19 protein-coding genes are annotated in these 25739 nt (G+C 56.3%); 10 read left to right on the plus strand and 9 right to left on the minus strand.

Annotated features, from left to right (window positions below; translation table 11 throughout):
• Positions 1 to 66 precede the first annotated feature (66 nt).
• Positions 67 to 261 carry a hypothetical protein gene (locus tag RX972_RS11170; protein WP_316875069.1) on the minus strand — a complete coding sequence of 65 codons (195 nt, stop codon included), beginning with the start codon at positions 259 to 261 and terminating at the stop codon, positions 67 to 69.
• 156 nt (positions 262 to 417) lie between these two features.
• Here RX972_RS11170 and RX972_RS11175 point away from each other — a divergent pair, with 156 nt between their 5' ends.
• The 3 genes from RX972_RS11175 (at position 418) to RX972_RS11185 (ending at position 2795) form a co-directional block, all read left to right on the plus strand.
• Positions 418 to 798, plus strand: a complete 381-nt coding sequence (locus RX972_RS11175; RefSeq protein ID WP_316875070.1) for a low affinity iron permease family protein — start codon at positions 418 to 420, stop codon at positions 796 to 798.
• 118 nt (positions 799 to 916) lie between these two features.
• Complete coding sequence (locus tag RX972_RS11180; RefSeq protein ID WP_316875071.1) at positions 917 to 2041, plus strand: DUF3182 family protein; 1125 nt, start codon at positions 917 to 919, stop codon at positions 2039 to 2041.
• Complete coding sequence (locus tag RX972_RS11185) at positions 2025 to 2795, plus strand: alpha/beta hydrolase family protein (RefSeq protein WP_027901123.1); 771 nt, start codon at positions 2025 to 2027, stop codon at positions 2793 to 2795. The genes RX972_RS11180 and RX972_RS11185 overlap by 17 nt, the downstream gene beginning before the upstream one ends.
• Before the next feature lie 87 nt (positions 2796 to 2882).
• Here the strand turns inward: RX972_RS11185 and RX972_RS11190 are convergent, their stop codons facing one another.
• The 8 genes from RX972_RS11190 to RX972_RS11225 all read right to left on the minus strand — a co-directional run bounded on the left by RX972_RS11190 (position 2883) and on the right by RX972_RS11225 (position 13452).
• Positions 2883 to 4073: a zinc-dependent alcohol dehydrogenase gene (locus tag RX972_RS11190; RefSeq protein WP_099268157.1), complete on the minus strand. Its 1191-nt coding sequence runs from the start codon at positions 4071 to 4073 to the stop codon at positions 2883 to 2885.
• Between the two features lie 304 nt (positions 4074 to 4377).
• A complete protein-coding gene (gene garD / locus RX972_RS11195) occupies positions 4378 to 5931 on the minus strand; it encodes a galactarate dehydratase (RefSeq protein ID WP_316875075.1) in 1554 nt (517 codons plus the stop codon).
• Between the two features lie 10 nt (positions 5932 to 5941).
• Complete coding sequence (locus tag RX972_RS11200; protein WP_263268702.1) at positions 5942 to 7312, minus strand: MFS transporter; 1371 nt, start codon at positions 7310 to 7312, stop codon at positions 5942 to 5944.
• A gap of 227 nt (positions 7313 to 7539) precedes the next feature.
• Positions 7540 to 8451 (minus strand): 5-dehydro-4-deoxyglucarate dehydratase, encoded by a 912-nt coding sequence (kdgD, locus tag RX972_RS11205; RefSeq protein ID WP_027901126.1) that lies wholly within the window; start codon positions 8449 to 8451, stop codon positions 7540 to 7542.
• Between the two features lie 516 nt (positions 8452 to 8967).
• A complete protein-coding gene (locus tag RX972_RS11210; RefSeq protein WP_027901127.1) occupies positions 8968 to 9717 on the minus strand; it encodes a FadR/GntR family transcriptional regulator in 750 nt (249 codons plus the stop codon).
• A 94-nt stretch (positions 9718 to 9811) separates the two neighbouring features.
• Entirely contained in the window at positions 9812 to 11548 is a 1737-nt protein-coding gene (locus RX972_RS11215) for an ABC transporter ATP-binding protein/permease (protein WP_255878896.1), read from the minus strand.
• Positions 11549 to 11635: 87 nt separating this feature from the next.
• Positions 11636 to 12196 carry a response regulator transcription factor gene (locus RX972_RS11220; protein ID WP_027901129.1) on the minus strand — a complete coding sequence of 187 codons (561 nt, stop codon included), beginning with the start codon at positions 12194 to 12196 and terminating at the stop codon, positions 11636 to 11638.
• Positions 12193 to 13452, minus strand: coding sequence for an ATP-binding protein (locus RX972_RS11225; protein ID WP_316875081.1), 1260 nt, complete (start codon positions 13450 to 13452; stop codon positions 12193 to 12195). The genes RX972_RS11220 and RX972_RS11225 overlap by 4 nt, the downstream gene beginning before the upstream one ends.
• A 251-nt stretch (positions 13453 to 13703) precedes the next feature.
• Here RX972_RS11225 and RX972_RS11230 point away from each other — a divergent pair, with 251 nt between their 5' ends.
• The 7 genes from RX972_RS11230 (at position 13704) to RX972_RS11260 (ending at position 25683) form a co-directional block, all read left to right on the plus strand.
• On the plus strand, positions 13704 to 14417 hold the full coding sequence (locus RX972_RS11230; protein WP_027901131.1) for an SIMPL domain-containing protein: 714 nt from the start codon (positions 13704 to 13706) through the stop codon (positions 14415 to 14417).
• A 216-nt stretch (positions 14418 to 14633) separates the two neighbouring features.
• Complete coding sequence (locus RX972_RS11235) at positions 14634 to 16850, plus strand: HET-C-related protein (protein WP_316875084.1); 2217 nt, start codon at positions 14634 to 14636, stop codon at positions 16848 to 16850.
• 132 nt (positions 16851 to 16982) lie between these two features.
• Complete coding sequence (locus RX972_RS11240) at positions 16983 to 18584, plus strand: ABC transporter substrate-binding protein (protein ID WP_263268711.1); 1602 nt, start codon at positions 16983 to 16985, stop codon at positions 18582 to 18584.
• Positions 18585 to 18866: 282 nt separating this feature from the next.
• Positions 18867 to 20495 carry an ABC transporter substrate-binding protein gene (locus RX972_RS11245; protein ID WP_316875088.1) on the plus strand — a complete coding sequence of 543 codons (1629 nt, stop codon included), beginning with the start codon at positions 18867 to 18869 and terminating at the stop codon, positions 20493 to 20495.
• A gap of 357 nt (positions 20496 to 20852) precedes the next feature.
• Positions 20853 to 22451, plus strand: a complete 1599-nt coding sequence (locus RX972_RS11250; RefSeq protein WP_231676918.1) for an ABC transporter substrate-binding protein — start codon at positions 20853 to 20855, stop codon at positions 22449 to 22451.
• A gap of 174 nt (positions 22452 to 22625) precedes the next feature.
• Positions 22626 to 24005 (plus strand): OprD family porin, encoded by a 1380-nt coding sequence (locus tag RX972_RS11255; protein WP_099268166.1) that lies wholly within the window; start codon positions 22626 to 22628, stop codon positions 24003 to 24005.
• Positions 24006 to 24087: 82 nt separating this feature from the next.
• Complete coding sequence (locus RX972_RS11260) at positions 24088 to 25683, plus strand: ABC transporter substrate-binding protein (protein ID WP_316875091.1); 1596 nt, start codon at positions 24088 to 24090, stop codon at positions 25681 to 25683.
• The last annotated feature ends 56 nt before the right edge of the window (positions 25684 to 25739 follow it).

Genomic DNA, 25739 nt, shown 5'->3' on the forward strand with positions numbered 1-25739 from the left:
CAGGATAAGCGCTTCGCAGCCTCCGGCAGCTCCTACAGAAAACCCATTTCATCCGGCTCTGAAAGCCTACGGCGCAGTGCTCACAGCCTCATTGCTGGCGACGGTTTTGCTGTTGACCAATGCCGCCTCGCCCAGCACTGCAAGCCGGTCCGATCGACTGCCATCCATGACTTCGCCACTCCAATGCCCCGTCATCGCTGCCATCCAGGCGAACAAGAACAGCGCCACACCCTGCAGGGCCCATCTCGCGATAATCGGCATAGCACTTCTCCCTTTCCAGAATTCAATGCGCTGATGTAAACAGCTAAGCATTGCAAAAGGGTTTCACTGCTGACGAAGATGAAAGTATTTGTAAGAAGAAATTTCAAGAATCGGCTGTGGTCAGTAGTTCACAGATTCTATGAAAGGCCACACCGCATGAAGTTTTCCCAATTTGCCCAAGGGCTGTCCAAGTGGGCAGGCAGCGCACGAACGTTCATGGCTGCGATTGCCCTGATTTGCCTGTGGGCAATCACCGGCCCCTGGTTTCACTACAACGATACCTGGCAGCTGATCATCAATACGTCCACGACCATCATCACCTTTCTGATGGTGTTCCTGATTCAGAACACTCAGAACCGCGACAACGATGTACTGCATATCAAGATCGACGAACTGCTGCGCGTGACCAAGGACGCGCAAAACGCCTTGCTGAGCCTGGACAAGCTGGATCACAAAGAACTTCGTGCACTGCGCAAGGAATACAAAGCGATTGGTGATATCGAGGCTCTCGGCTCCCCGTCCAAAAGCGAGCCTTGATGCAACGGCCCGGCGGTCAGCGCCGGGGAACTCTACAACCGCCCCTCCGTTCATAAAACAGGTAGTCGACGTATAAAAAACCTAGTAGCGAGCCACTGGCCTACACAGGGAGTCGTCCATGAGCGGATCCGGATCTAGCACTGAAAAAGCTGCTGTAGTTCTTCTGCCTACCCACAAAAAACTGGCCACACATGAAGTCGTAGTGCATCAGAAACTGGCCGAGAAAATCGCGACTTTATTGGGTTGTGAATTTCTCGGGCTATACGACAACGCCATCCACAAGGGCATGAATCTTTACTTCATCCCGTCTGACACCTTGATTGGCAAACAACAAAACATCGCCCTGAACATTGAGTCTTTCGACGACCTGTTCGGTGGTTTGATCGCCGAGCCCTTTATGGCCACCAAGGCCATTTCCCATCCCCTGCTGGATGAAGCCACGGCGCAGCCTCCCGGCTGGTCACGGCAAATCCACGAGGATGCGGCTGATTCAGTGCTCGCAGGTTTTACCGTTTTTAATGAAGCCGACGCACTGCGTGCCGGTGAGCGAGTATTGGCCAACGGACCGGCGCGGATCAAACCCGTGCTGGCGACGGCTGGACGGGGGCAGATCGTGGTCACTGATCAGGGCCAACTCCAGGCCGCGATTGCCGAGCAAGCCATGGAAGAGGTCGCAACATGGGGTCTGGTGATCGAAGAAGACCTAACTGACGTTATCACCCTGAGTGTTGGCCTGGTGCAGGTCGCCGGGATCACCGCCAGTTATCACGGCACCCAATGCCTCACTGAGGACAACAAGGGTGAAACGGTTTATGGCGGCTCTACGCTGTGGATTGTGCGCGGCGGTTATGAAGCACTGCTCGCGCTGGAGCTGGATGAGCCCGTTCGGCGCGCCGTGACTCAGGCCATGCACTACGAGAACGCGGCGCTCAAACATTTCCCCGACTTCATCGCCTCAAGGCGCAACTACGACATTGCTCAAGGCACCAACGCCAAAGGCGAACGCTGCTCCGGCGTACTGGAACAATCCTGGCGAATCGGTGGTGCGAGCCCTGCTGAGGTCGAAGCTTTACTGGCTTTTGCGGCCGATCCAGACCTGCAGCGTATCTGTGCCTCGACTCACGAAATATACGGCGAAACCACAATCCCGGCCGACGCCAGCGTTCTTTACGAAGGCGACGATCCCGAGGTTGGTTTCATCAGCAAATTCACAAAGGTCAGACCTTATGAGTGTAAGCAGTGAAAGCATTGAGATTGCAGTAGATGGCCAATCCATTTCCGGAACGATCCTGACCCCTGGCGCGAAGATCCCCGGCATTTTGTTCGTCCACGGCTGGGGCGGTAGTCAGCAAAGGGACTTGGCGCGAGCCAAAAACATCACAGGTCTGGGTTGCGTGTGCCTGACGTTTGACCTGCGCGGGCACGAGGGCACTCACGAAATGCGTAGCAAGGTATCCCGGGAACAAAGCCTGGCGGATTTGCTCGCTGCCTACGACCGACTGGTCAGCCACCCTGCGGTCGACAGCGATGCCATCGCCGTCATTGGCAGCAGCTATGGCGGTTACCTGGCAACCATCCTCAGCTCCATGCGCCCGGTCAAATGGCTGGCGTTGCGTGTACCCGCGCTGTATTGGGATGCCGACTGGGAAATGCCCAAGCAGGAACTGGATCGCGACAAGCTGGCCCATTACCGCCGTTCTGCGGTGACTGCCGCTGACAACCGTGCGCTGGCAGCCTGCAAAGAGTTTCACGGGGACGTGCTGCTGATTGAGTCCGAACAGGACGACTATGTGCCCCACGCGACGTTGATGAGCTACCGCAGTGCGTTCGAACAGGCCCACTCGCTAACCTATCGCCTGGTGGACGGCGCCGACCACGCGTTGAGCAGCGATCTGAGCCAGAGTATGTACAGCTCGATGTTGACCAACTGGATCAGTGAGATGGTCATCGGCGCTCGTCTTGTGGATTACCCGCACCATTCGGCGAAGTATTCCTGACGGATCCGCGAACCATGTAGGAGCTGCCGAAGGCTGCGATAGCGATTATTCAAGTACACCGCTATCGCAGCCTTCCTACAGCCGGATTTAGACCGCTGTAGCGCTACTCATCCCCGGCACCAGAATCACCTTGCGGCAATCCTCCTGCTTCTTGTCGAAGATCTTGTAACCCTCGGCGGCATCTTCCAGCGACATGCGATGGGTAATGATCGCCTCTGGCGCAAGCGCCCCGCTTTCGATGTGTTCGAGCAATTCAGGCAAATAACGCTGTACATGGGTCTGTCCCATTTTGAACGTCAGGCCTTTGTCGAAAGCATCGCCAAACAGGAAGCCATGGATGAATCCGGCGTAGACACCCGGTACGCTCACCACACCACCGCGTCGCACAGCGGCGATGCATTGGCGCAAGGCCTTGCCACTGCTGCCCTCAAGTTTCAGGGTCGCAAGAATGGTTTCAGTCGTGCTGCCCTTGGCTTCAAACCCGACCGCATCGATCACGCCATCCACGCCGCGCATGCCACGGGTCTGCTTGATGATGGTGTCAGCGGGATCATCGTCTTCATCGAAGTTGATCGGGATCACGCCGTAAGTGCTTTGTGCGTAGGCCAAGCGATACGCGTGGTGATCGACCATGAAGATTTTCTCGACGCCCAGCATTCTTGCGCAAGCAGCGCTGAGCAACCCCACTGGCCCGGCACCGTAGATCGCCAGACTCGAACCCTGGCCTACTCCGCTATTGAGCACCGCTTGCCACGCAGTCGGCAGGATATCGGAAAGGAACAACACCTTGTCGTCGGACAGCGTGCCCGGCACTTTGAAAGGGCCGGTGTTGCCTTTAGGCACGCGCACGTACTCAGCTTGCCCACCTGGAATACCGCCATACAAATGGCTGAAACCAAATAACGCAGCCCCTGGCGGAATGGACTTCTTGTTCAGAATCGCACCGCGTCCGGTGTTGGTGGTTTCGCATGCTGCGAACTGGTCCAGCTGGCAGAAAAAGCAACTGCCGCAGGCGATGACAAAGGGGATAACAACCCGGTCGCCAGGCTTGACCGTGGTGACCTGTGAACCCACCTCTTCAACGATACCCATGAACTCATGGCCAAAAATATCGCCCGATTCAGTGGCTGGAATCTTGCCGCGATACAAATGCAGGTCAGAGCCGCAAATCGCTGTGGCGGTGACCTTCAGCAGAATGTCATCGACTTCTTGAATAACTGGATCAGGAACGGTATCGACCCGAACATCATTGGACCCGTGATAAGTCAGTGCGCGCATTTTTCTCTCCTTGCAGGCGATAAGGCCAGTCGGGCAAAAGCACCCGGAACTAACAAGGGAGAACCGAAAGAATATGTAAGTTCAGAGGGCCTTAAAGCAAAGATGACCAGTGGTTAATCTCGTCGCCGTCGGGCTGGGAGTTTGAACTTGGCGGGGAAGATTTATCTAAGCTCGCTTTCGCGAGGCAGGCACAGTTCCTTGTGGGAGCCGGGCTTGCCCGCGATAAGGGCGACGCGATTCATGCGAGACCGAGTTACCCTTATCGAGGGCAAGCCCGGCTCCCACAGGAAAGACAGCGCTGATATCAGGTAATCGGCGCAGGGTTGAACAGGGTGATGTCGTTGTGCAAACGGTAATGCTCGGTCCAGGTCTTTTTCTTGCCGCTGGCCACGTCCAGATAGAAATGGAACAGTTCCCAGCCAAGGTCTTCAATCGTTGCACGACCGGTTGCAATACGGCCGGCATCAATGTCGATCAGATCAGGCCAACGCGTCGCCAGCTCTGTACGGGTCGATACCTTGACCACGGGGGACATCGCCAGACCATACGGCGTACCGCGCCCGGTGGTGAACACGTGCAGGTTCATCCCGGCCGCCAGTTGCAGGGTGCCGCAGACAAAGTCACTGGCCGGTGTGGCACAGAAAATCAGGCCTTTGCGCTTGAAGCGTTCGCCAGGGCCCAGCACGCCGTTGATGGCGCTGTTGCCCGACTTGACGATCGATCCCAGGGATTTCTCGACAATGTTCGACAACCCGCCCTTCTTGTTACCCGGTGTGGTGTTGGCGCTACGGTCCGCCTCGCCTTTCGCCAGATAGCGGTCGTACCAGTCCATTTCCCGAACCAGCTCTTCGGCCACTTCCTGAGTCTCGGCGCGGGACGTCAGCAAGTAGATGGCATCGCGTACTTCGGTCACTTCCGAAAACATCACGGTAGCGCCTGCGCGCAGCAGCAAGTCCGAGGCGTAACCCAATGCCGGGTTGGCGGTGATGCCAGAAAACGCATCGCTACCGCCGCATTGCATGCCCAGAATCAAATCTGAGGCGGGCACGGTTTCACGACGTCGCAGATCAAGCTTCTTCAAGCGCACTTCAGCCAACTCCATGATCTGCTCGATCATTTCGTTGAAGCCATGGCTGGAGTCCTGCAGGCGATACATCCATTGATCGCTGAGATCCACAGACAGATCGTCTTCGTGCATGACCTGCCCGGCTTGCAATTTCTCGCAGCCCAGCCCAATCACCAACGCCTCGCCACCCAGGTTCGGGTTGCGCGCAAGGTTACGCACTGTGCGGATCGGGATGTAAGCGTCGGTCGCGGTGATAGCCACACCACAACCGTAAGTATGAGTAAGCGCCACCACGTCATCGACGTGGGGGTACTTGGGCAACAGCTCTTCGCGGATGCGCTTGACCGCATGATCAAGCACCCCGGTCACGCACTGCACAGTGGTGGTAATGCCCAGAATGTTACGCGTGCCGACAGTACCGTCGGCGTTGCGATAGCCTTCAAAGGTAAAACCTTCCAGCGGTGCGCCTCTTTCCGGCACCGCGTCTGACATCGGCAGGCTGTCCAGCGCCGGAGCCGATGGCATACGCAGTTGATCTTCCCTGACCCAACTGCCCCGTGGAATCGGTTGCAGGGCATAACCGATGGTGTGTCCGTAACGGATGATCGGCTCGCCTTCAGCGATATCGACGGTGTTGACCTTGTGGCTCTGCGGAACGTTATCGACGGTCACCAGACCATTATCAAATTCGGTACCGGCAGGCACACCCTGGTCGTTGACTACTACCACCACGTTATCCAGCTCATGGAGCCGGATGTAACGTGGGGAGTCGGCATGTTGAATCAGGTTCATCACGGTTTCCTCAGGATTTAGCTTGAGAAAGGTCGCTGGCTTCGCCAGTCAATGGCCCCTCGGTTGGAGGCTCTTTCAGTTCAACGCGTTTGATCTCGCCAACAATGAAGATGTAGCTGAACACCGCAACCACTGCGTTGGCACCCACGAACACCAGTGCCCATTTGAACGAGCCAGTGGAACTGATGATGTAGCCAATCACGATAGGCGTGGTAATCGATGCAATGTTACCGAAGGTATTGAACAGGCCACCGCTCAAACCGGCGATCTGCTTCGGCGAAGCATCGGACATCACCGCCCAGCCCAGCGCGCCCACACCTTTACCGAAGAACGCCAAGGCCATGAAGCCGACGACCATCCACTCGATATCAACGTAGTTACAGGCAACGATGGTGGTCGACAGCAGCAGGCCGCCGATGATCGGTGCTTTGCGAGCGAAGGTCAGCGAGTGGCCTTTGCGCAGCAGGTAGTCGGAAATCACGCCGCCCAATACACCACCGATGAAACCGCAGATGGCTGGCAACGAGGCGATCATGCCCGCCTTGAGGATGGTCATGCCACGTTCCTGAACCAGGTAAACCGGGAACCAGGTCAGGAAGAAATAGGTGATGCCGTTGATGCAGTACTGGCTCAGGTAGATGCCGAGCATCATGCGGTTGGTCAGCAGTTGACGGATGTAGTCCCATTTCGGGCCGCCGCTTTTGCCTTTACCTTTGTCCTGATCCATATCGACCATGCCGCCGTTGTCGGCGATGTGATCGAACTCTTCCTTGTTGATGCGTGGATGTTCGCGCGGGCTGTAGATAACTTTCATCCAGACCGCCGAGAACACGATACCGATGGCCCCCATCACGACGAACACATGCTGCCAGCCGAATTTGTAAACGATCCAGCCCATGAGCGGAGCGAACAGCACGGTGGCGAAGTATTGTGCGGAGTTGAAGATCGCAGAGGCAGTACCGCGCTCGGCAGTCGGGAACCAGGCCGCAACGATGCGCGCGTTACCAGGGAAGGAAGGCGCTTCGGCCAGACCCACCATGAAACGCAGCATGAACAGCACGATGACCGCGGAGCCAATGCTGAACTCGCCAACATAGCCTTGCAGCAAGGTGAACAGCGACCAGGTAAAAATGCTTAGTGCGTAGATTTTCTTGGAACCGAAACGGTCGAGCAGCCAGCCACCCGGAATCTGACCAGCCACATAGGCCCAGCCGAAAGCAGAGAAGATGTACCCGAGAGTGATGGCGTCGATACCAAGGTCTTTTTGCAGGCTGGAGCCCGCGATAGCGATGGTGGCGCGGTCGGCGTAGTTGATCGTGGTCACCAGAAAAAGCATGAGCAGGATCAAATAGCGGACGTGAGTCGGCTTGGACTGTTGCATGTGTGTGAACTCCCACTAATTATTTTTTTTACGCGGGTATATCTGTTTTTTTGTGTCGCTCGCGCCTGTCGGCCCCTTGGAAAAAGTCGTGATTAACGACACTTCCCACCTACAGTTGATGCGCGTCCCTACGAACCGATGCAGACCTCATCAGCCCTTGTGCCGCTGACAAACCGTCCATGGCACAAAGCCGCTGAATCGCTCAGCGGCTTTGGTTCGGGGGTGTGTTACTGCTTGCCTTGCTTGTCCATCAGCGCGGCGAGCATTTCGTACTCTTCGGCAGTCAGGTCGGTCAGTGGTGTGCGCACTGGACCGGCGTCGTAACCGGCGATTTTTGCGCCAGCCTTGACGATGCTGACGGCGTAACCGGATTTGCGGTTACGAATGTCCAGGTATGGCAGGAAGAAGTCGTCGATGTATTTGCCAACGGCAACGTGATCGTCTTTGGCGATAGCGTGGTAGAAGTCCATCGCCAGCTTGGGTACGAAGTTGAAAACGGCCGACGAGTAGACCGGAACGCCCAGCGCTTTGTAGGCAGCTGCGTAAACTTCAGCGGTCGGCAAACCACCCAGGTACGAGAAGCGATCGCCCAGACGACGGCGGATCGAGACCATCAGTTCAATGTCACCCAGACCGTCTTTGTAGCCGATCAGGTTAGGGCAGCGTTCGGCCAGTTGTTCCAGCAGCGGAGCAGTCAGGCGGCAGACGTTGCGGTTGTACACGACAACGCCGATTTTCACTGACTTGCAGACCGCTTCAACGTGAGCGGCTACGCCGTCCTGGCTGGCTTCAGTCAGGTAATGCGGCAGCAGCAACAGGCCTTTGGCGCCCAGACGTTCTGCTTCTTGAGCGTATTCGATGGCTTGACGGGTCGAACCGCCAACGCCTGCCAGAATCGGCACGCTGGTCGCGCAGGTATCAACCGCGGTTTTGATCACTTCGGAGTATTCGCTGGCTGCCAGGGAGAAGAACTCACCTGTACCGCCGGCAGCGAACAGAGCGCTTGCGCCGTACGGGGCCAGCCACTCGAGACGTTTAACGTAGCCAGCGCGATGGAAGTCGCCCTGCGCATTGAAGTCGGTAACAGGGAAAGACAGCAGACCGTGGGAAAGGATGGACTTCAGTTCTTGTGGATTCATTATTCGAACACCCTGGGAGCATTTATTGTGAATGGATCACCGGTCGTCTGCCGATGTCGTAAGTCATCGTACAACTGATAATAAAATCACTCAACAGGGATTTTCGGTTTTTTCCGTAAGCTGTAGCAGATAGTAGCGCAGGCCCCGAAGGAATGGGCCCTGGCGGGAATTTGGATAGACTAAGGTCGTATGATCACTGGGAGGAATTAGCCCGGATAGAGGGGGCGCGCGGTATTTATGTGGGAGCTGGGCTTGCCCGCGATAAGGCTGGATGCGATCTGAAATGAACCGCATCCAGCCTTATCGCGAGCAAGCTCTGCTCCTATCAAACATCACTCCAATAATGGATTTGAAACGCGGACCTTGTAGGAGCTAACTTGTTGGCGAAGCGGAATTTCTGACGATGCGGGTCCGACGTCTCGCCAACAAGTTGGCTCCTACAGGTCACCCGTTTGCTGCGCGACAGCGTGGTGTCAGGGACACCGGGGCGACTCCCACAGGTATTGAGGCACTCAATCAGGCCCGCTGCGATTCAGCCTCTTCATGGGCATGACGCAACCGTTCGCGGCTGTTGGTCAGGTGCAGGCGCATCGCGGCGCGGGCGGCGTCGGAGTCCTGGCGGGCGATGGCGTCGTAGATTTCTTCGTGCTCACGGCTCAGGCGTGTCATGTAGTGCTGCTGGTCATCATGAGCCAGGCGCGCCGAGTTCAGGCGGGTACGCGGAATGATGCTGGTGCCCAGGTGAGTCATGATATCGGTGAAATAGCGGTTGCCCGTCGACAGCGCAATCTGCAGGTGGAACTGGAAGTCCGACCCTACCGCATCAGCGGCATGAGCAGCACTTTCATTCAGTGCATCCAGCGCCTGACGCATTGCCAGCAATTGCTCATCGGTACGACGCTGCGCCGCCAATCCGGCCGACTCGACCTCAAGGCTGATACGCAACTCGAGAATCGCCAGCACATCACGCAACGTGACAATGGTGGCCGGATCAATACGGAAGCCACTCGGGCTTGGCGTATCCAGCACGAAGGTGCCGATACCGTGACGGGTTTCTACCAGACCGGACGCCTGCAGACGCGAGATAGCCTCGCGCACCACTGTGCGGCTGACGCCTTGTTCTTCCATGATGGCCGATTCGGTGGGCAGTTTGTCGCCACGCTTGAGCAGCCCGCTGCGAATACGCTCGGACAGTTCAGTGACCAGCTCTTGCGCAAGGCTGCGGTGCTTGCGGCGTGCGCGAGGCAGTGCGCTTTGATTTTCCATATCCAACGTCGATCTCGAGCAATGAAAGAAGTGATGATAGCTCACCGGGTTATACGATCACATTCATAAAAAACGAATGAATAGTACGCCGCGATCATACAACAGGCAGAGAATGCGGCTGTTCGCGCAAATCCCCATCCTCGATACGCAGCAGCCGTCTGTGAAAACGCTTCAGGCTGCTGCGATGGCCAATGCTGACCAGAGTTACATCCGGTAACTCATCAATCAGCGCCTGATACAGCAACGCCTCGTCTTCCTCGTCCATGGCAGAGGTGGCTTCATCCAGATAGAGCCAGCGTGGCTGGAACAGCAGTGCCCGGGCAAACGCGACGCGTTGCTGCTCACCGGGTGACAACATGCGTTGCCAGTGATCGCTCTCGTCCAGACGCGGTATCAGGTGCCCCAGTCGACAGGTTTCCAACACCTGGGCGAAGCGTTCCGCCGGATACGTTTCCACAGTCTGTGGATAACTCATGGCCTCACGCAATGTGCCAATCGGCAGATAAGGCCTCTGCGGCAGGAACAGATAGGGCTCGGCAGGCAGTTGAATGTGGCCTTTACCGTTTTGCCACAACCCGCCCAGCGCACGCAGCAAAGTACTCTTGCCGCTGCCGGATCGACCACCCACCATGACCCGCTCACCTGCTGCGATGTTCAGGTTCGTGTCCTTCAGCAACTGTCGGCTCGCGCCCAATTGCAGCGCCAGCCCGGCCAGGCTCAGCGACTCGCCTGTATGGCTGATTTCGATGGCTGAAACATGGGCCTCGTTCTGATCCAGAGCCTGCCGGAAACTCAGCAGACGGTCACAGGTGGCCCGCCACGACGCCAGCGTGGCATAGGCGTCGATAAACCAGCTGAAGTTTTCCTGCACATTGCCAAAAGCAGAGTTGATCTGCATGAGCTCGCCCAGCTCAATCTTGCCCGCAAAGTAGCGCGGCGCGGCCACCACGAAGGCGAAGATGATCGCGATCTGTGAATAACCGGCCGTGAAGAACGTCAGGCGTTTCTGCACCCGCATCATCGACCAGAAGTTGCTCCAGACCATGCCGAAGCGTGAACTCAAACGCTCGTTCTCGTTGGGCTCGCCGTCCGAAAGCGCAATACTTTCGGCGTTCTCACGCACGCGAACCAGCGAGAAACGCAAGTCAGCTTCGTAACGCTCTTGCTGGTTACTCAGGGGAATCAGACGCCGACCGATCAAATGCGTCAGCCAACTGCCCACAACTGCATAAAGGAATGCGGCCCAGAACATATAGCCGGGTATCTCGATCCCAAACAACTCGATGCTGCCGGACACGCCCCACAGGATGATCGAAAAGGACACCAGACTGACGATGGTTTTGATCAGCCCAAGGCCCAGCGACAGGGTATCGCTGGTGAATTTGTTGAGGTCTTCGGACAAGCGCTGGTCAGGGTTATCGGTGTAACCGCCCTGCTCCAGCTGGTAGTAGCTTTTGTGACTGAGCCATTTGGCAAAATGCTGCTCGGTGAGCCAGCGCCGCCAGCGAATGGTCAACATCTGCGTCAGGTAGGACCGGTAAACCGCGCCCAGAATAGCCACGGTAGCGATGCCGCAGAAATACAGAATCGACTGGGTAAAGGCTTCAAGATCCTTCTTTTCCAGCGAGTTGTAGAAGTCTCGGTACCAGCTGTTGAGCACCACCGAAATGGCCACGCTGAACAGCGAAAGCGCAATCACGGCGATCAAGAGGAGCCAGGCCAGGCCCTTCTCTTCGCTGCGCCAGTAAGGAGTAATCAGCTTCCAGACGCGGGAGAAGAATTTCTCCCGCACACTGTCATTTACAGTTGTGTATTCGGCATTGCGATTCATGGTGATGACTCGACTTCACAGTGAAGTTCAGCGTCCGGGCGTGAGCGGCGGACGCACTACGCGATCATCCATGACAAACAGCAGCCGTTAGCGGCGTACGGGGCGTTTCTGCAATTTGCGCTGCAAGGTACGGCGGTGCATGCCCAACGCCCTGGCGGTAGCGGAAATATTGCCCTCGTGCTCGGTCAGCACGCGCTGAATATGCTCCCATTGCAGGCGGTCCACCGACATCGGGTTATCCGGCACCAGCGTGTCCAGATCCGAATGTTGAGACAGCAGCGCAGCCAGCACATCGTCAGCGTCGGCCGGTTTGCACAGGTAGTTGCAGGCGCCGCGCTTGATGGCTTCAACGGCCGTGGCAATGCTGGAGTAACCGGTGAGGATTACCACGCGCATGTCCGGGTCCAGCTCCAGCAGCTTGGGCAGCAACACCAGGCCGGAATCGCCGTCCATTTTCAGGTCCAGCGCCGCGAACTCCGGGATGTCCGATTGAGCCAGGATCAATCCTTCTTCGGCGGAACCGGCCGTGCTGACACGGAAACCGCGTCGGGACATCGCCCGCGCCATCACACGGGTGAACGTGGCGTCATCGTCAACCAGCAACAAATGCGGCAGCTCTTCGCCATCAACCTGGGTTTCGTCACTCATGCATCATCTCCTCGGGCGTCACGGGGCAGGCGCAGCTCGGTGAGCGTGCCGCCATCCTCATGACTGTAGAGTTTCACCGAGCCGCCCGCGCGGGTCACGCTGGCCTTGCTCAAGAAAAGGCCCAGGCCGAAGCCTTTGCCCTTGGTCGTAAAGAAAGGTTTACCGATTTGTTCGGCAATTGCCAGTGGCACGCCGGGGCCGTGGTCGCGAATGCTGATACAGATTTCCGTACTGTCCCAGTTCAGACTCACTTCCAGTCCCTCCGGGCATGCATCGGCTGCGTTATTAAGCAGGTTGAGCAGCGCTTGAGTCAGGTCAGGCGGCGGCGCAAGCATGGGCGCTGCGTCCTTGCCGAGCAACTGAAACCGGTAGCTGGCTTCAGGACGCATCAAATGCCAGCGATCCAGTGATTCGTTGAGCCAGCGGCTGACGGTCTGCATTTCCACGGCCAGACGGCGATTGGCCTCTGCGGCGCGCACTAACTGTTGCAGGGTCTGCTTGCACTGTTTGACCTGCTCCTGAAGGACTTCCAGATCATCCTGCAACGCCTGATCCTTGTGGTCCTGACGCATTTCCTTGAGCAGTACGCTCATGGTCGCCAGCGGCGTGCCCAGTTCATGGGCCGCACCGGCAGCCTGCGTCGCAACCGCCAGCAGTTGCTGATCGCGTAGCCCCTCTTCACGACGCTCGGCACGCAATTGTTCCTGACGCCGCAGCTCCTCTGCCATCTTCGCCGCAAAGAAGGTAATGACCGCGGCGGCCAGAGCAAAGCTCAGCCACATGCCGTAGACCTGCAGGTTTTCCCGCGAGATCGGATAAGTGTCCAGAGGATAAGAATGCCCCATCAGCCAGCTATACAGCGCCAGCGCGATGCCCGACAGGATCAGCGAATAGCGCCATGGCAACGTGACCGCCGCAATGGTCAGCGGCACCAGATAATAAGAAACGAACGGGTTGGTCGAACCGCCCGAGTAATAAAGCAGCGCACTGTGGATAAACAGGTCGAACGCCAGTTGCACGGAGTACTCTTGTTCAGTCACTGGCAACGACGTGCGCAACCGAACTGCCGTCACCGCGCACCAGATCGTCGAGAACCCGAGAGTGATCGCCAGTTGCATCCAGGGCAGCGGCAATAAATGAAACAGGTACGCAATACCCACCGAACCAGCCTGAGCAGCCAGTACCAGCGTGCGGATAAAGGTCAGACGCCAGAGATTCTGGCGCGTAGCGGACAACAATTGGACGGGGGCGAGCATGAGCTCTCCTGATGAGTGCTCCAGGCGAATCGATGCGAGTATAACCAAGCAACAACAAAAACTGCGCAAACTGCGGCAAACCACCACAGGTTTCATGAATAATTTACCTTTCGTTTCGGCGATCGATAGCCCGGCAACCCTGAAGCTGCCGGAACCACACCCCTCCACTCACAGTCTTATGGCTTTGCGCCCTGCCGACGTCCGTCGCAGGCCTGTCTGCTATACGCATGCTTCATAACAAGGAGTTTCCAATGTTCAGCCTTCGCCCTACTGCCGCCCTGCTCGCCCTCGGCGCTGCTGCGCTGACCAGCGTTCCAGCGCTGGCAGACACCGTTAACTACAACCAGGTCTCCGTACGTGCCGAGGTCAACCAGGAAGTCTCCCGCGACCTGATGAACGTCACGTTGTACAGCGAAGCGCAGAACACTGACCCTGCCAAACTGGCTGCTGAAGTCACCGAGACCTTGAATAAAGCCCTTGGTCAGGCGCGTCAGGTCAAAGGTGTCACGATTCGCCAGGGCAACCGCAACAGCTACCCGATCTACGATGATAAAGGCCAGAAGATCACCGGCTGGCGCGAACGTGCAGAACTTCGCCTGGAAAGCGCCGACTTCGCGGCCCTGTCCAAATTGACTGGCGAACTACTGGGCGACATGAAAATGGGCGGAATGGACTTCTCGATTTCCAAACCGACACGTAAGGCCAGTGAAGACACGTTACTGAAAGAAGCCGTGACTGCGTTCCGCGCCCGCGCCCAACTAGTCACCGAAGCTCTGGGTGGTACCGGCTACAAAGTGGTCAATCTGAACTTCAACACGTCTGGTTACCCGCAGCCGTACCTGCGCGCGCCAGCCATGATGATGAAATCCTCCATGGCGGACAGCGCACCGACACCGGATGTTGAAGCCGGCACCAGCGACGTGACCGTTACCGCAGATGGCGTGATTGAGGTCGCTATCCCTTGATGGCCGTTTCTTGATAAGCAAGCGGCAACCCCAGGTTGCCGTAACCTCGCAGGATCATCGTTCTACTCTTACTCCGCTTGAATCCCCCGCCTACAGCAATTGAAAGCCTCTCCTGCTTTTTCGGTCAGGACTCGTCCGTACACTCCATTCGGCCTCACCCAAAACATTTCTATGCGACGCGGGCCTCTGCGTTTGCACACTTTCAAGGACTCACGGATGAATCCTCAAACTGCCTCACCGAAAAAAAATACCCGCTATATCAACCATCTGATGCATCGCGCTAAAACCGGTAGCAGAAACACAGACGCATTTTTCTCCAGTAAACACCGGCCACGACTGGACAGTACCGTTGCCCTTAGTCTGCTGAACCGTTTGGCCCGCACGCACGCTGCGCCTCACTTCATAATGGAAATGGCGACGATTTTCGGCGTGGACATCCAACCCAGAGTTTATCTGGAACTGCAAAAGGCCCTGATCGCAGAAACCATCCCCCTGCCTCGCTACGAGGTCGTCTCGTCTGGAACCTATCCGGCTGATTACAACAACCGCGACCGGACTATCAGGATTCATGTGGCGGCAATGCAGCACATCGTCAAGCACCCCGACGCCACCTGGGAGCTACTGGCCGTGTTGCTTCATGAATTCGGCCACCACATTGATGAAGTAATCCGCCGGGACCTTGCCCCCCGTCACGCGGCAGACACACCGCCCCTGCACCCGGATTCCGCCGGAGAGGAAGGCGCCCGCTTTGCGTTGCACATGGCAGGGACCGGGCTGCAGGACGAAGACGATCTGATCCTTGGCCTCTACGTGGATGGGGATAAAACCGAACACGTCATCAAAATCAATTACACCTTGGGCATGCGAGCGGTACGGGAAAGGCAGAGCGACATCGTTCGACTGGACGGCGAAACGATGGACCCCGACCGAGAAGCATTTGAAGCAGATGGCAGCGGCAACGGCCTTTTCAGCCACGAGCGAATCGAAGCAGGCCTGGAGGCGATCGGCTTTGCCAAAGAAGACCTGCAAGCCATGTATTTCGGTAACTGGCTTCGGGATCATGCGCAATTACTGGATCCCAAGGTTGTCCGGGGTAAAAATCAAAAGAAGGACTTTCCCGCTGTCATGTCGCGCGAAGCACTGACAGCGGTGGTCGATGTGATGGCCGCCAGAAAATTTCACGAGTTAAGGGCCAAAGACAGTTCCAGCTACAAAGTGACCGAGCAGAAGCTGGGGGTCTACCGTCCGAGCCATCACATTGACAACCCGAGAGTCGAAAATCCCACCCCGGCGGATCTCGCTGAACGCGATCCGGAGTTCGAAGCCTGGGTGCTGGAAGATGATCCACTGCTGGAAGTGGCTAAAGACTCGTCGATGAAGTCCTACATACATCGCTCGGCCGCGAAGATGCGCATAGAGCTATTCGCCGCCATGAAAGAGGGTTACACCCCGGAAGGTTTACGCAAGCTGGGCGGAGCACTGCATATACTTGAAGACTTTTTTGCTCACTCCAATTTTGTTGAATTGAACCTCATTGCCCTGAATCACAAAGACGTCTTGCCCTGGACAGGCCCGGCCGACTGCAAGCACAAACTCCCCGTAGTAACCGGCACATTTGGAGGCACTGACATAATCGCCAGCCTGGCAGGCCCCATCGCCAAACTGCTGGCTCCGGACTCAATATGGGATTTCAACCCGACCAGGCCCGGCGCTCGCTCCGACTCGGAACGGATGCTGTTGATCCTGCTCAGCGAACATGAGGAGGCGTGGCTGCTGGAGACGTTTCAAGACTTCCTTGCCACCCGTGACAAGGCCAGCGCCATTCCCGGCTTCAAGCTGTTTGAGCTCTATAACTGGGTCATTTCCAGCCCCTTACGTTTAGCGGGCAACGCCTACAACACGATCTTTCAGGGAATGCTGCAAATCATCGGCAACAGTATTGACGATATACAGACCCATACCGGGGCCGATCCCCATCAAACTGGATCTACAGATCCCACGCACTCCCAGTTATCCAAAGATCATGCCGATCATCCGCTGCACAAACTGGCGGCGAGCTGCGCGTCGAGCGCTATCAGGGAAGTGGCGGGCGCCATGCTCAACTACTGGAGATTTGGCTCGGGTATCAGGCCGACAGATATCGCATTCAGCTATTTTGTACACCCGGAAGACACCTACCTGCTGGACGATATCTTCCTTGATTGGGCGAGCAAAAACCCCGAGCAGATCAAACGCGCCAGCTCTTTAACCGAGCTCTCACGACTGCATCAGGAACTGCTGGAAGTCACTCACAAACGATTCCAGGCGTTTGCGAAAGAAAGCCTCGACGTGTGGGACTATCTGAAGAAACTCGGTGGCGCCATCGGGCTCAAAGATGTAGCTGACATAAAGCAGCGTCAAAACCTCAAGACGACGGGCAGCAAAGAGGTTTAGACAAAGCGCATCGATCGAGCGGATTCAGGAACCGCGACATACCCCTTGTGAGCGACCCGACAGTGCGACATCCTGCGCTGTCAAACTGCCTGATGAGCGTCAGGCAGCCACTGCCGCAGTCGCGAGGGTTCCATGGGAAAAAACGTATTCAAACCACTGCTCCTGACCACCGCCCTTCTGGCCTGCATGCCCATGGCTCAGGCAGCCAGCACGCTGGTGTACTGCTCCGAAGCCAGCCCGGCAGGTTTTGATCCAAGCCAGTACACCAGCGGCACAGATTTCGATGCCTCGGCTGAAACGGTATTCAACCGCCTGACACAGTTCAAGCGCGGGGGCACCGAAGTAGAGCCTGGGCTGGCCACAAAATGGGATGTTTCAAGCGACGGTCTGACGTACACCTTCCACCTGCGCCCAGGCGTGAAGTTTCATACCACTGATTACTTCACGCCGACCCGGGACTTCAACGCAGACGATGTGCTGTTCACGTTCCAGCGACTGCTGGACGCCAATCACCCGTTTCGCAAGGCATACCCTTCGGAGTCGCCGTACTTCACTGATATGGGCATGAACACCACGATCAAGAGTGTCGAAAAAGTCGACGACCAGACCGTGAAATTCAACCTGAACAATGTCGACGCGGCGTTCGTGCAGAACCTGGCCATGAGCTTTGCCTCTATCCAGTCGGACGAATACGCGAATCAGTTGCTCAAGCAGGGCAAAGCCGAAGAGCTCAATCAGAAGCCGATCGGCACCGGACCGTTCGTGTTCAAGCGCTACCAGAAAGACGCGCAGATTCGTTACGACGCGAACACGGCGTACTGGAAACCCGAGGATGTGAAGCTCGATCACCTGATCTTTTCAATCAACAGCGATGCGGCTGTGAGAATGCAGAAGCTCAAGGCGGGTGAGTGTCAGGTCAGCGGCTATCCGCGGCCGCAAGACATCGAACTGATGCAGAAAGACCCGAATATCAAAGTGATCAGCCAGCCCGGATTCAACCTCGGCTTCCTGGCCTATAACGTAACGCATCCACCACTGGATCAGCTCAAGGTACGCCAGGCGCTGGACATGGCCATCGATAAACCGGCGATCATCAAAGCGGTTTACCAAAGCGCCGGGCAACTGGCGCAGAACGCTATTCCTCCAGGCCAGTGGAGCTACGACCCGAGCATCAAGGACGCACCGCACGACCCGGTAAAGGCCAAACAGTTGCTCAAGGAAGCAGGTGTTGCACCGGGTACCCAGATCAACCTGTGGGCCATGACCGTGCAACGCGCTTCCAATCCGAACGCCCGCATGTCAGCGCAGATGATTCAGGCCGACTGGGCCAAGGTTGGCATCAAGGCCAACATCGTCAGTTACGAATGGGGCGAGTACATCAAGCGCGCCAAGGCCGGTGAGCACGACGCGATGATCTATGGCTGGACAGGCGACAATGGCGATCCCGACAACTGGCTTGGCGTGCTGTACAGCTGCGCAGCGGTGAAAGGCAGCAACTACGCAAAATGGTGTGATCCTGCCTACGACAAGCTTGTCCAGAAAGCCAAGCTGACCACGGATCGCGACGAGCGCATCAAGCTTTACCAGCAGGCACAGCAGATCCTCAAAGCGCAGGTGCCGATCACTCCGATTGCTAACTCCAAGGTCTTCCAGCCGGTGCGCAAGGAAGTCCAGGACTTCAAGCTAAGCCCCTTCGGCCTCACGCCTTTTTACGGTGTAAGCCTGACCAAATAAACGAACCATTAGAAAAATTGGTAACACTGCCGCGCCAATCGAGTGCATTCAACACAAATGACTGCTCGCGATTGGTGCGCAAAACCTTTCCAGATACGACGCGCAAACGATCAAATGCGTCAAAAATTACACTGATGCGACATTCCTGTACGCTCGTGCCACTCTTTGATACTTCTCTGACGCCAACGTCTTGCTTTGGGTATGGCCCCTGCATAAGTATCGGCAAGATCGGCTCACAAGGTCAGATCCTCAAAATTAAAAATGACAACAACTGAGGCCATCATGCTCAAACACGCGGTCATTCCGTTTCTACTCAGTGCAGGCTTGATCACTGCAGCTCCTTTCGCTCAAGCGGCATCGAACCTCGTGTTCTGCTCCGAAGGCAGCCCGGCCGGTTTCGACCCAGGCCAATACACCACCGGCACCGATTTCGATGCATCGGCAGAGACCGTATTCAACCGTCTGAGCCAGTTCGAACGTGGCGGCACCGCTGTAGTACCAGGGCTGGCGACCAGTTGGGACGTTTCCCCGGATGGCCTGACTTACACTTTCCACCTGCGTGAGGGCGTGAAGTTCCACACCACCCCGTACTTCAAGCCGACCCGTGATTTCAATGCCGATGACGTGCTGTTCACGCTCAATCGCATGATCAACAAGGACGACCCGTTCCGTAAGGCGTACCCGACCGAGTTCCCGTACTTCACCGACATGGCGATGGACACCAACATCAAGAAAGTCGAAAAAGTCGACGAGCACACGGTCAAGCTCACCCTCGGTACTGTTGACGCTGCGTTCATTCAGAACCTGGCGATGAGCTTCGCGTCCATTCAGTCCGCTGAATACGCAGCCAAGTTGCTCAAGGAAGGCAAGCCTGAGCTGATCAACCAGCAACCGATCGGCACTGGCCCGTTCGTGTTCAAGAGCTACCAGAAAGACTCCAACATCCGCTTCACCGGCAACAAGGATTACTGGAAGCCTGAAGACGTCAAACTCGACAACCTAATCTTCGCCATCACCACTGATGCTTCGGTTCGTGCACAGAAGCTGAAAAAGGGTGAATGCCAGATCACCGCCTACCCACGCCCTGCCGACCTTGCTCCACTCAAGGCTGACAAGGACCTGAAGATGCCGGATCAGGCAGGCTTCAACCTGGGTTACATCGCCTACAACACGATGGACAAGATCAAGGGTAGCGATCAGCCAAACCCTCTGGCCATCAAGGAAGTTCGTCAGGCGCTGGACATGGCCGTGAACAAGCAAGGCATCATTGATGCGGTGTATCAGGGCGCGGGCCAACTGGCCGTTAACGCCATGCCGCCAACCCAGTGGTCCTACGACACCACCATCAAAGACGCACCGTTCGATGTTGAAAAAGCCAAGGCCCTGCTCAAGCAGGCCGGCATCAAGGAAGGCACCGAAATCACCCTGTGGGCGATGCCGGTTCAGCGTCCTTACAACCCGAATGCCAAGTTGATGGCCGAGATGCTTCAGTCCGACTGGAAGAAAATCGGTATCAACGTCAAGATCGTCAGCTACGAATGGGGCGAGTACATCAAGCGCGCCAAAGCGGGCGAAAACGGCGCGATGCTGATTGGCTGGAGCGGCGACAACGGTGACCCGGACAACTGGCTCGGCACCCTGTTTGGCTGTGATGCCCTTGAAGGTAACAACTTTGCCAAATGGTGCGACAAGCCGTTCGATACCTTGATCCACCAGGCCAAGGAAACAACGGATCAGGCCAAGCGCACTGAGCTGTATAAGCAGGCACAACACCTCCTCAAAGACGCCGTTCCGATGACGCCTATCGCGCACTCAACGGTTTACCAACCGATGCGCACTAGCGTTCAGGACTTCAAGATCAGCCCGTTTGGTCTGAACTCGTTCTACGGAGTTAGCGTTACCGGCAAGTAAGGGTCAAATAACTGCGCTGTAATACAGCGCAGTTATTTCCTTTTGTCGGATATATAAGGTTTCGTATTTCCCTGCAGGAGCTGCCGAAGGCTGCGAATTGCGGTGCGTCAGATATAACGCCCTCGCAGCCTTCGGCAGCGCCTACAGAGGAATTAGCTAACTACATACAGAAGTTTCCTACGCACTTTTAGGCATCCGGTACTACATACAGTCTTGCACGACGGACATACCTTCGTGTGCGTGGAGCAAGCTATTTCATTTTGTTACCGATCGGTCACTAAGGCTTCCTGCTTGCAGGCAGTGCTTTGCCTGGCACTTGTTGGGCACTTACTACTCATTTTAAGGATAAGGATCATCATGCGTAAAACCATTGCCATGTCGTCGTTGTTCAGCCTTGGCTTGCTGGCACTGACGCCTGCTGCACAGGCCGCCAGCAATCTGGTGTTTTGCTCGGAAGGAAGCCCGGCCGGTTTCGATATTGCCCAATACACAGCAGGCACCGACAACGATGCCGCTGAACCGATCTACAACCGCCTTACCGAATTCGAACAAGGCAGCACCGCCGTTATTCCGGCACTTGCAACCAAGTGGGATGTTTCCGAAGACGGCCTGATCTACACGTTCCATCTGCGCGAAGGCGTTAAATTCCACACCACGCCTTACTTCAAGCCAACGCGTGAATTCAACGCCGATGACGTGCTGTTCACGTTCAACCGCATGCTCAAGCAGGACCACCCGTTTCGTGTCGCTTACCCGACCGAATTTCCGTACTTCAACGGCATGGGCCTGAATAAGAACATCAAGTCAGTGGAGAAAACCGGTCCGTTGACCGTGGTATTTACCCTGAACAAAGTCGATGCCGCATTCATTCAAAACGTTGCGATGAACTTCGCTTCGATTCTGTCCGCTGAGTACGCAGACCAGTTGATGAAATCCGGCAACCTGCACGACATCAACCAGAAGCCAATCGGCACTGGCGCCTTTGTTTTCCAGCGTTATCAGAAAGACTCGCAGATTCGCTACAAGGGCAACAAAGACTTCTGGGACCCGAGCCGCGTCAAAATCGATAACCTGATTTTCGCCATCAATACCGATGCTTCGGTACGGATGCAGAAACTCAAGGCCAACGAGTGTCAGGTCTCGCTCAACCCACGCCCTGCCGACCTTCAGAAACTCAAGGAAGACAAAGACCTCAAGGTGATTGAACAGGCTGGCTTCAACCTGGGCTACATCTCCTACAACGTACGCCATGAGCCATTGGGCAAACTGGAAGTCCGTCAGGCGCTGGACATGGCCGTCAACAAACAAGCCATCATCAACGCTGTGTATCAGGGCGCCGGTCAACTGGCCGTCAACGCCATGCCGCCGACCCAATGGTCTTACGACGACACCATCAAGGACACGCCGTACAACCCGGAAAAAGCCAAAGAGATGCTGCGCGCAGCGGGCATCAAAGAAGGCACCGAACTGACCCTGTGGGCGATGCCGGTTCAACGTCCTTACAACCCCAACGCCAAGCTGATGGCTGAAATGCTGCAGTCCGACTGGGCCAAGGTAGGCATCAAGGTCAAGATCGTCAGCTATGAATGGGGTGAATACCTCAAGCGCACCAAGAACGGCGAGCACGATATCTCGCTGATCGGCTGGACAGGCGACAATGGGGACCCGGACAACTGGTTGGGCACGCTTTACAGCTGTGCGGCTATTGGCGGTAACAACTACTCGATGTGGTGTGACGAGAAATACGACGCACTGGTCAAGGCCGCAGTTGCCACTTCCGACCGCGCCCAGCGTACTGACCTCTACAAACAGGCCCAGCAGTACCTGAAACAGCAAGTACCTATCACTCCAATCGCACACTCCACGGTTAACCAGCCGCTGCGTAAAGAAGTGCAGGGTTTCAAAGTCAGCCCGTTCGGGCGTAATACTTTCACCAACGTAAGCGTCGCCGACTAAGCCAGATAAAACAGGTAACTCGCTGCCCTTGACCAAGGGCGGCGAGTATCACCGTTCCAGAAATTCGTTTTGTTAGCAGATGTATCAAAAAAGAACGGGGCAAAAAAAGCCTCACACCACCAGAGCCAGACCAAAAAAACTGGCAACTATAAAGTAGTAAAGGGAGCTTCAATCGTGAGAAAAGTCAGTACCGCAGCAGTCGCTTTTTCCATTGCTTCTCTGAGCGCAATGGCACAGGCAGAACCGGTCAGCCAAGCATTCGTGCCAACCCAGCTGAGTTCCAAAAGCGCGCAAGGCGAAGCCGGGGGCTTCATCGAAGATTCACACCTGACCGGTACGACTCGTAACTGGTATGCCAACGAACTGCAACGCAGGGATGGCGAATACACTTACCAGAAGGACGGCGTTACCAAAACGACCCCACGTCGTATCAACTGGCAACAAGGCACCATCGTCAACTACACCTCGGGCTTCACACAGGGCGTTGTAGGCTTCTCCACTGAGCTGGCACTTTACAACGCCATTGCGCTGGACCGTGATCAGGACCACTTCATTCGTAGCTCCAACCGTACTCTGGCTGACAGCGACGGTGACGCAGTGGGTCAATGGAGCAAGATGGGTCTTGCCAACATCACAGCGCGTGTTTCCAATACCACGCTGACCGCAGGCCGCCAGTCCGTTAACACGCCCGTGATTGCCTTCATCGGTAACCGGGCACTGCCATCCAGCTTCAACGGTGTCACCCTGAAAAGCGACGAGTTCAACAACTTGTCCTTCCAGGCCGGTAGCTACGACCGCGTCTCGCCCCGCATGCAACAGAGCATGACCAAGTTCACCTCTTCGTACGCCGGCAATGGTGCGACGGCTGATCGTGTCGACATGGCGGGCGTGGACTACAAACCGTTCGAAAGCCTGACCACCAGCCTGTATGCCTCCAACGTTGAGGACTTCTGGCACCAGTACTACTTCGCGTTCACACATGAACTGGGCGATACCGACGTACTGGGCCTGAGCTCAAACCTGAACTACTACAAAACCAAGGATTCGGGCAGCCGCAAACTGGGCCCGATCGATAACGACACTTACAGCCTGTCGTTCACCGCGACCCACAAGGCGCATAGCGTGAGCCTGGCTTATCAAGACGTTAACGGCGACGAGTACTTTGACTACCTCGGCGAATCCAACGCCATCTTCCTGGCCAACTCCCTGCTGTCGGACTTCAACGGCCCGAACGAGAAATCCCTGCAGCTCAGCTATGTGTTGAACATGGCTGAATACGGCGTGCCAGGCCTGAAATTCAACATCTACCAAGCGCGCGGCTGGGACATCGACGGCACCAAATACAAGGGCACTGCTTACAGCGACGTGCTGGCAATGGACGGCGAAACCCACTACGAGTACGGCATCGGCACTTCGTACGCTGTACAGTCCGGTCCTCTCAAAGCCACTGCTATCCGCGCGACGTACACCACGCACCGCGCCAGCGAAAACCAGGCTGATGGCAACATCAACGAATTCCGTCTGGTAACCACCATTCCATTCAACATCCTGTAACTCGCACCATGACTGATCCGGCGCGGGGGCCAACACCGCGCCGGATCAGTCGCACAGGCGTTACATCAACGGAGGGTTCACATTGAAACTGTTATCGCTACGCAACTCGATCGCCCTGGCTCTGTTCAGCGCGGCGCTGAGCGTCTCCGCCAAGCCCCTGGTGGTTTGCACCGAAGCCAGCCCGGAAGGCTTCGATATCGTTCAATACACCACCGCGGTCACGGCTGATGCCACGGCAGAAACCTTCCTCGACAAACTGGTCGCCTTCAAGCCCGGTACCACCGAGACTGAACCCAACCTGGCCGAAAGCTGGGACGTCAGCGAAGACGGTCTGACGTACACGTTCCACCTGCGTAAAGGCGTCAAGTTCCAGACCACCGATTACTTCAAACCAAGCCGCGAGATGAACGCCGACGACGTTCTTTGGAGCTTTCAGCGTCAGCTGGACCCGAAGCACCCGTGGCACGACAAATCTCTGACCGGCTATCCGTATTTCGAAAGCATGGGCTTCAATGACCTGCTTAAAAGCATCGAAAAAGTCGACGACCATACCGTCAAGTTCACCTTGACGCGTCCCGAGTCGCCGTTCCTGCGTGACCTGGCCATGCCGTTCACGTCGATCTACTCCGCCGAGTATGCCGATCAACTGCTCAAGGCCGGTAAAACCGCTGAACTGAACAGCAAACCCATCGGCACAGGCCCGTTCATCCTGACTCGCTATGCCAAGGACGCCCAAGTTCGCTATAAAGCCAACCCGGATTACTGGAAGGGTGCAGTGCCCAGCGAAACATTGATTTTTGCGATCACGCTGGACAGCAATGTGCGCCTGCAAAAGCTCAAGGCCAACGAGTGTCAGGTCGCGCTTTATCCAAAACCGGACGACATCGCAACCATCAAGGCAGACCCCAAGCTCAAGATTGAAGAGATGGAAGCCATGATGACCAGCTACATCGCCATCAACACTTCGCACAAGTACTTGAGCGATGTGCGTGTGCGGGAAGCGATCAACCTGGCGTTCGACAAGAAGGCTTACATAAAGGCGCTGTTCGGCGAAGGCAAAGCGACTGAAGGGGTAAACCCGTATCCGCCAACGCTGCTCGGCTATGCTCAAGACATCAAGAACCCCGCACACGATCAGGAAAAAGCCCGGGCACTGCTTAAAGAAGCAGGCGTTCCGGAAGGTCAGGAGTTCAGCCTGTTCCTGCGTAACGGCGGTGCAGTAACTAACCCGAACCCGGCGCTGGGTGCGCAAATGCTGCAAGCGGACCTGGCCAAAATCGGTTTGAAGTTGAATCTGCGCGTCATGGAATGGGGCGAGATGCTTAAACGGGCCAAGGCCGGTGAGCACGACATGGTGTTTGCAGGCTGGGCTGGCGACAATGGCGACCCGGATAACTTCCTTACACCTAACCTGAGTTGCGAAGCAGCGAAGAATGGTGAAAATTACGCCCGCTGGTGTAACAAGGCGTTTGAAGACGCAATCTCCAAGGCCCGGGAAAAGACCGATCCCGCTGAACGGGCTGCGCTTTATGAACAAGCTCAGCAAATATTTGCCAAAGACGTACCTTGGCTGAGTCTTGCTTATCCAAAACTGTTTACTGCAATGCGTAGCAACGTCGAAGGCTATCAAATTAGCCCGCTGACCAATAACAACTTCGCCACTACCAGGGTGAAGTAGAAAAATAATCCGGCGGGCTCTAACCAGGGCCCCGTCGGAGTACGCCTAACCGGCCG

Origin of the sequence: Pseudomonas syringae group sp. J309-1 (assembly GCF_032582135.1) — a bacterium.
GTDB lineage: Bacteria > Pseudomonadota > Gammaproteobacteria > Pseudomonadales > Pseudomonadaceae > Aquipseudomonas > Aquipseudomonas quasicaspiana.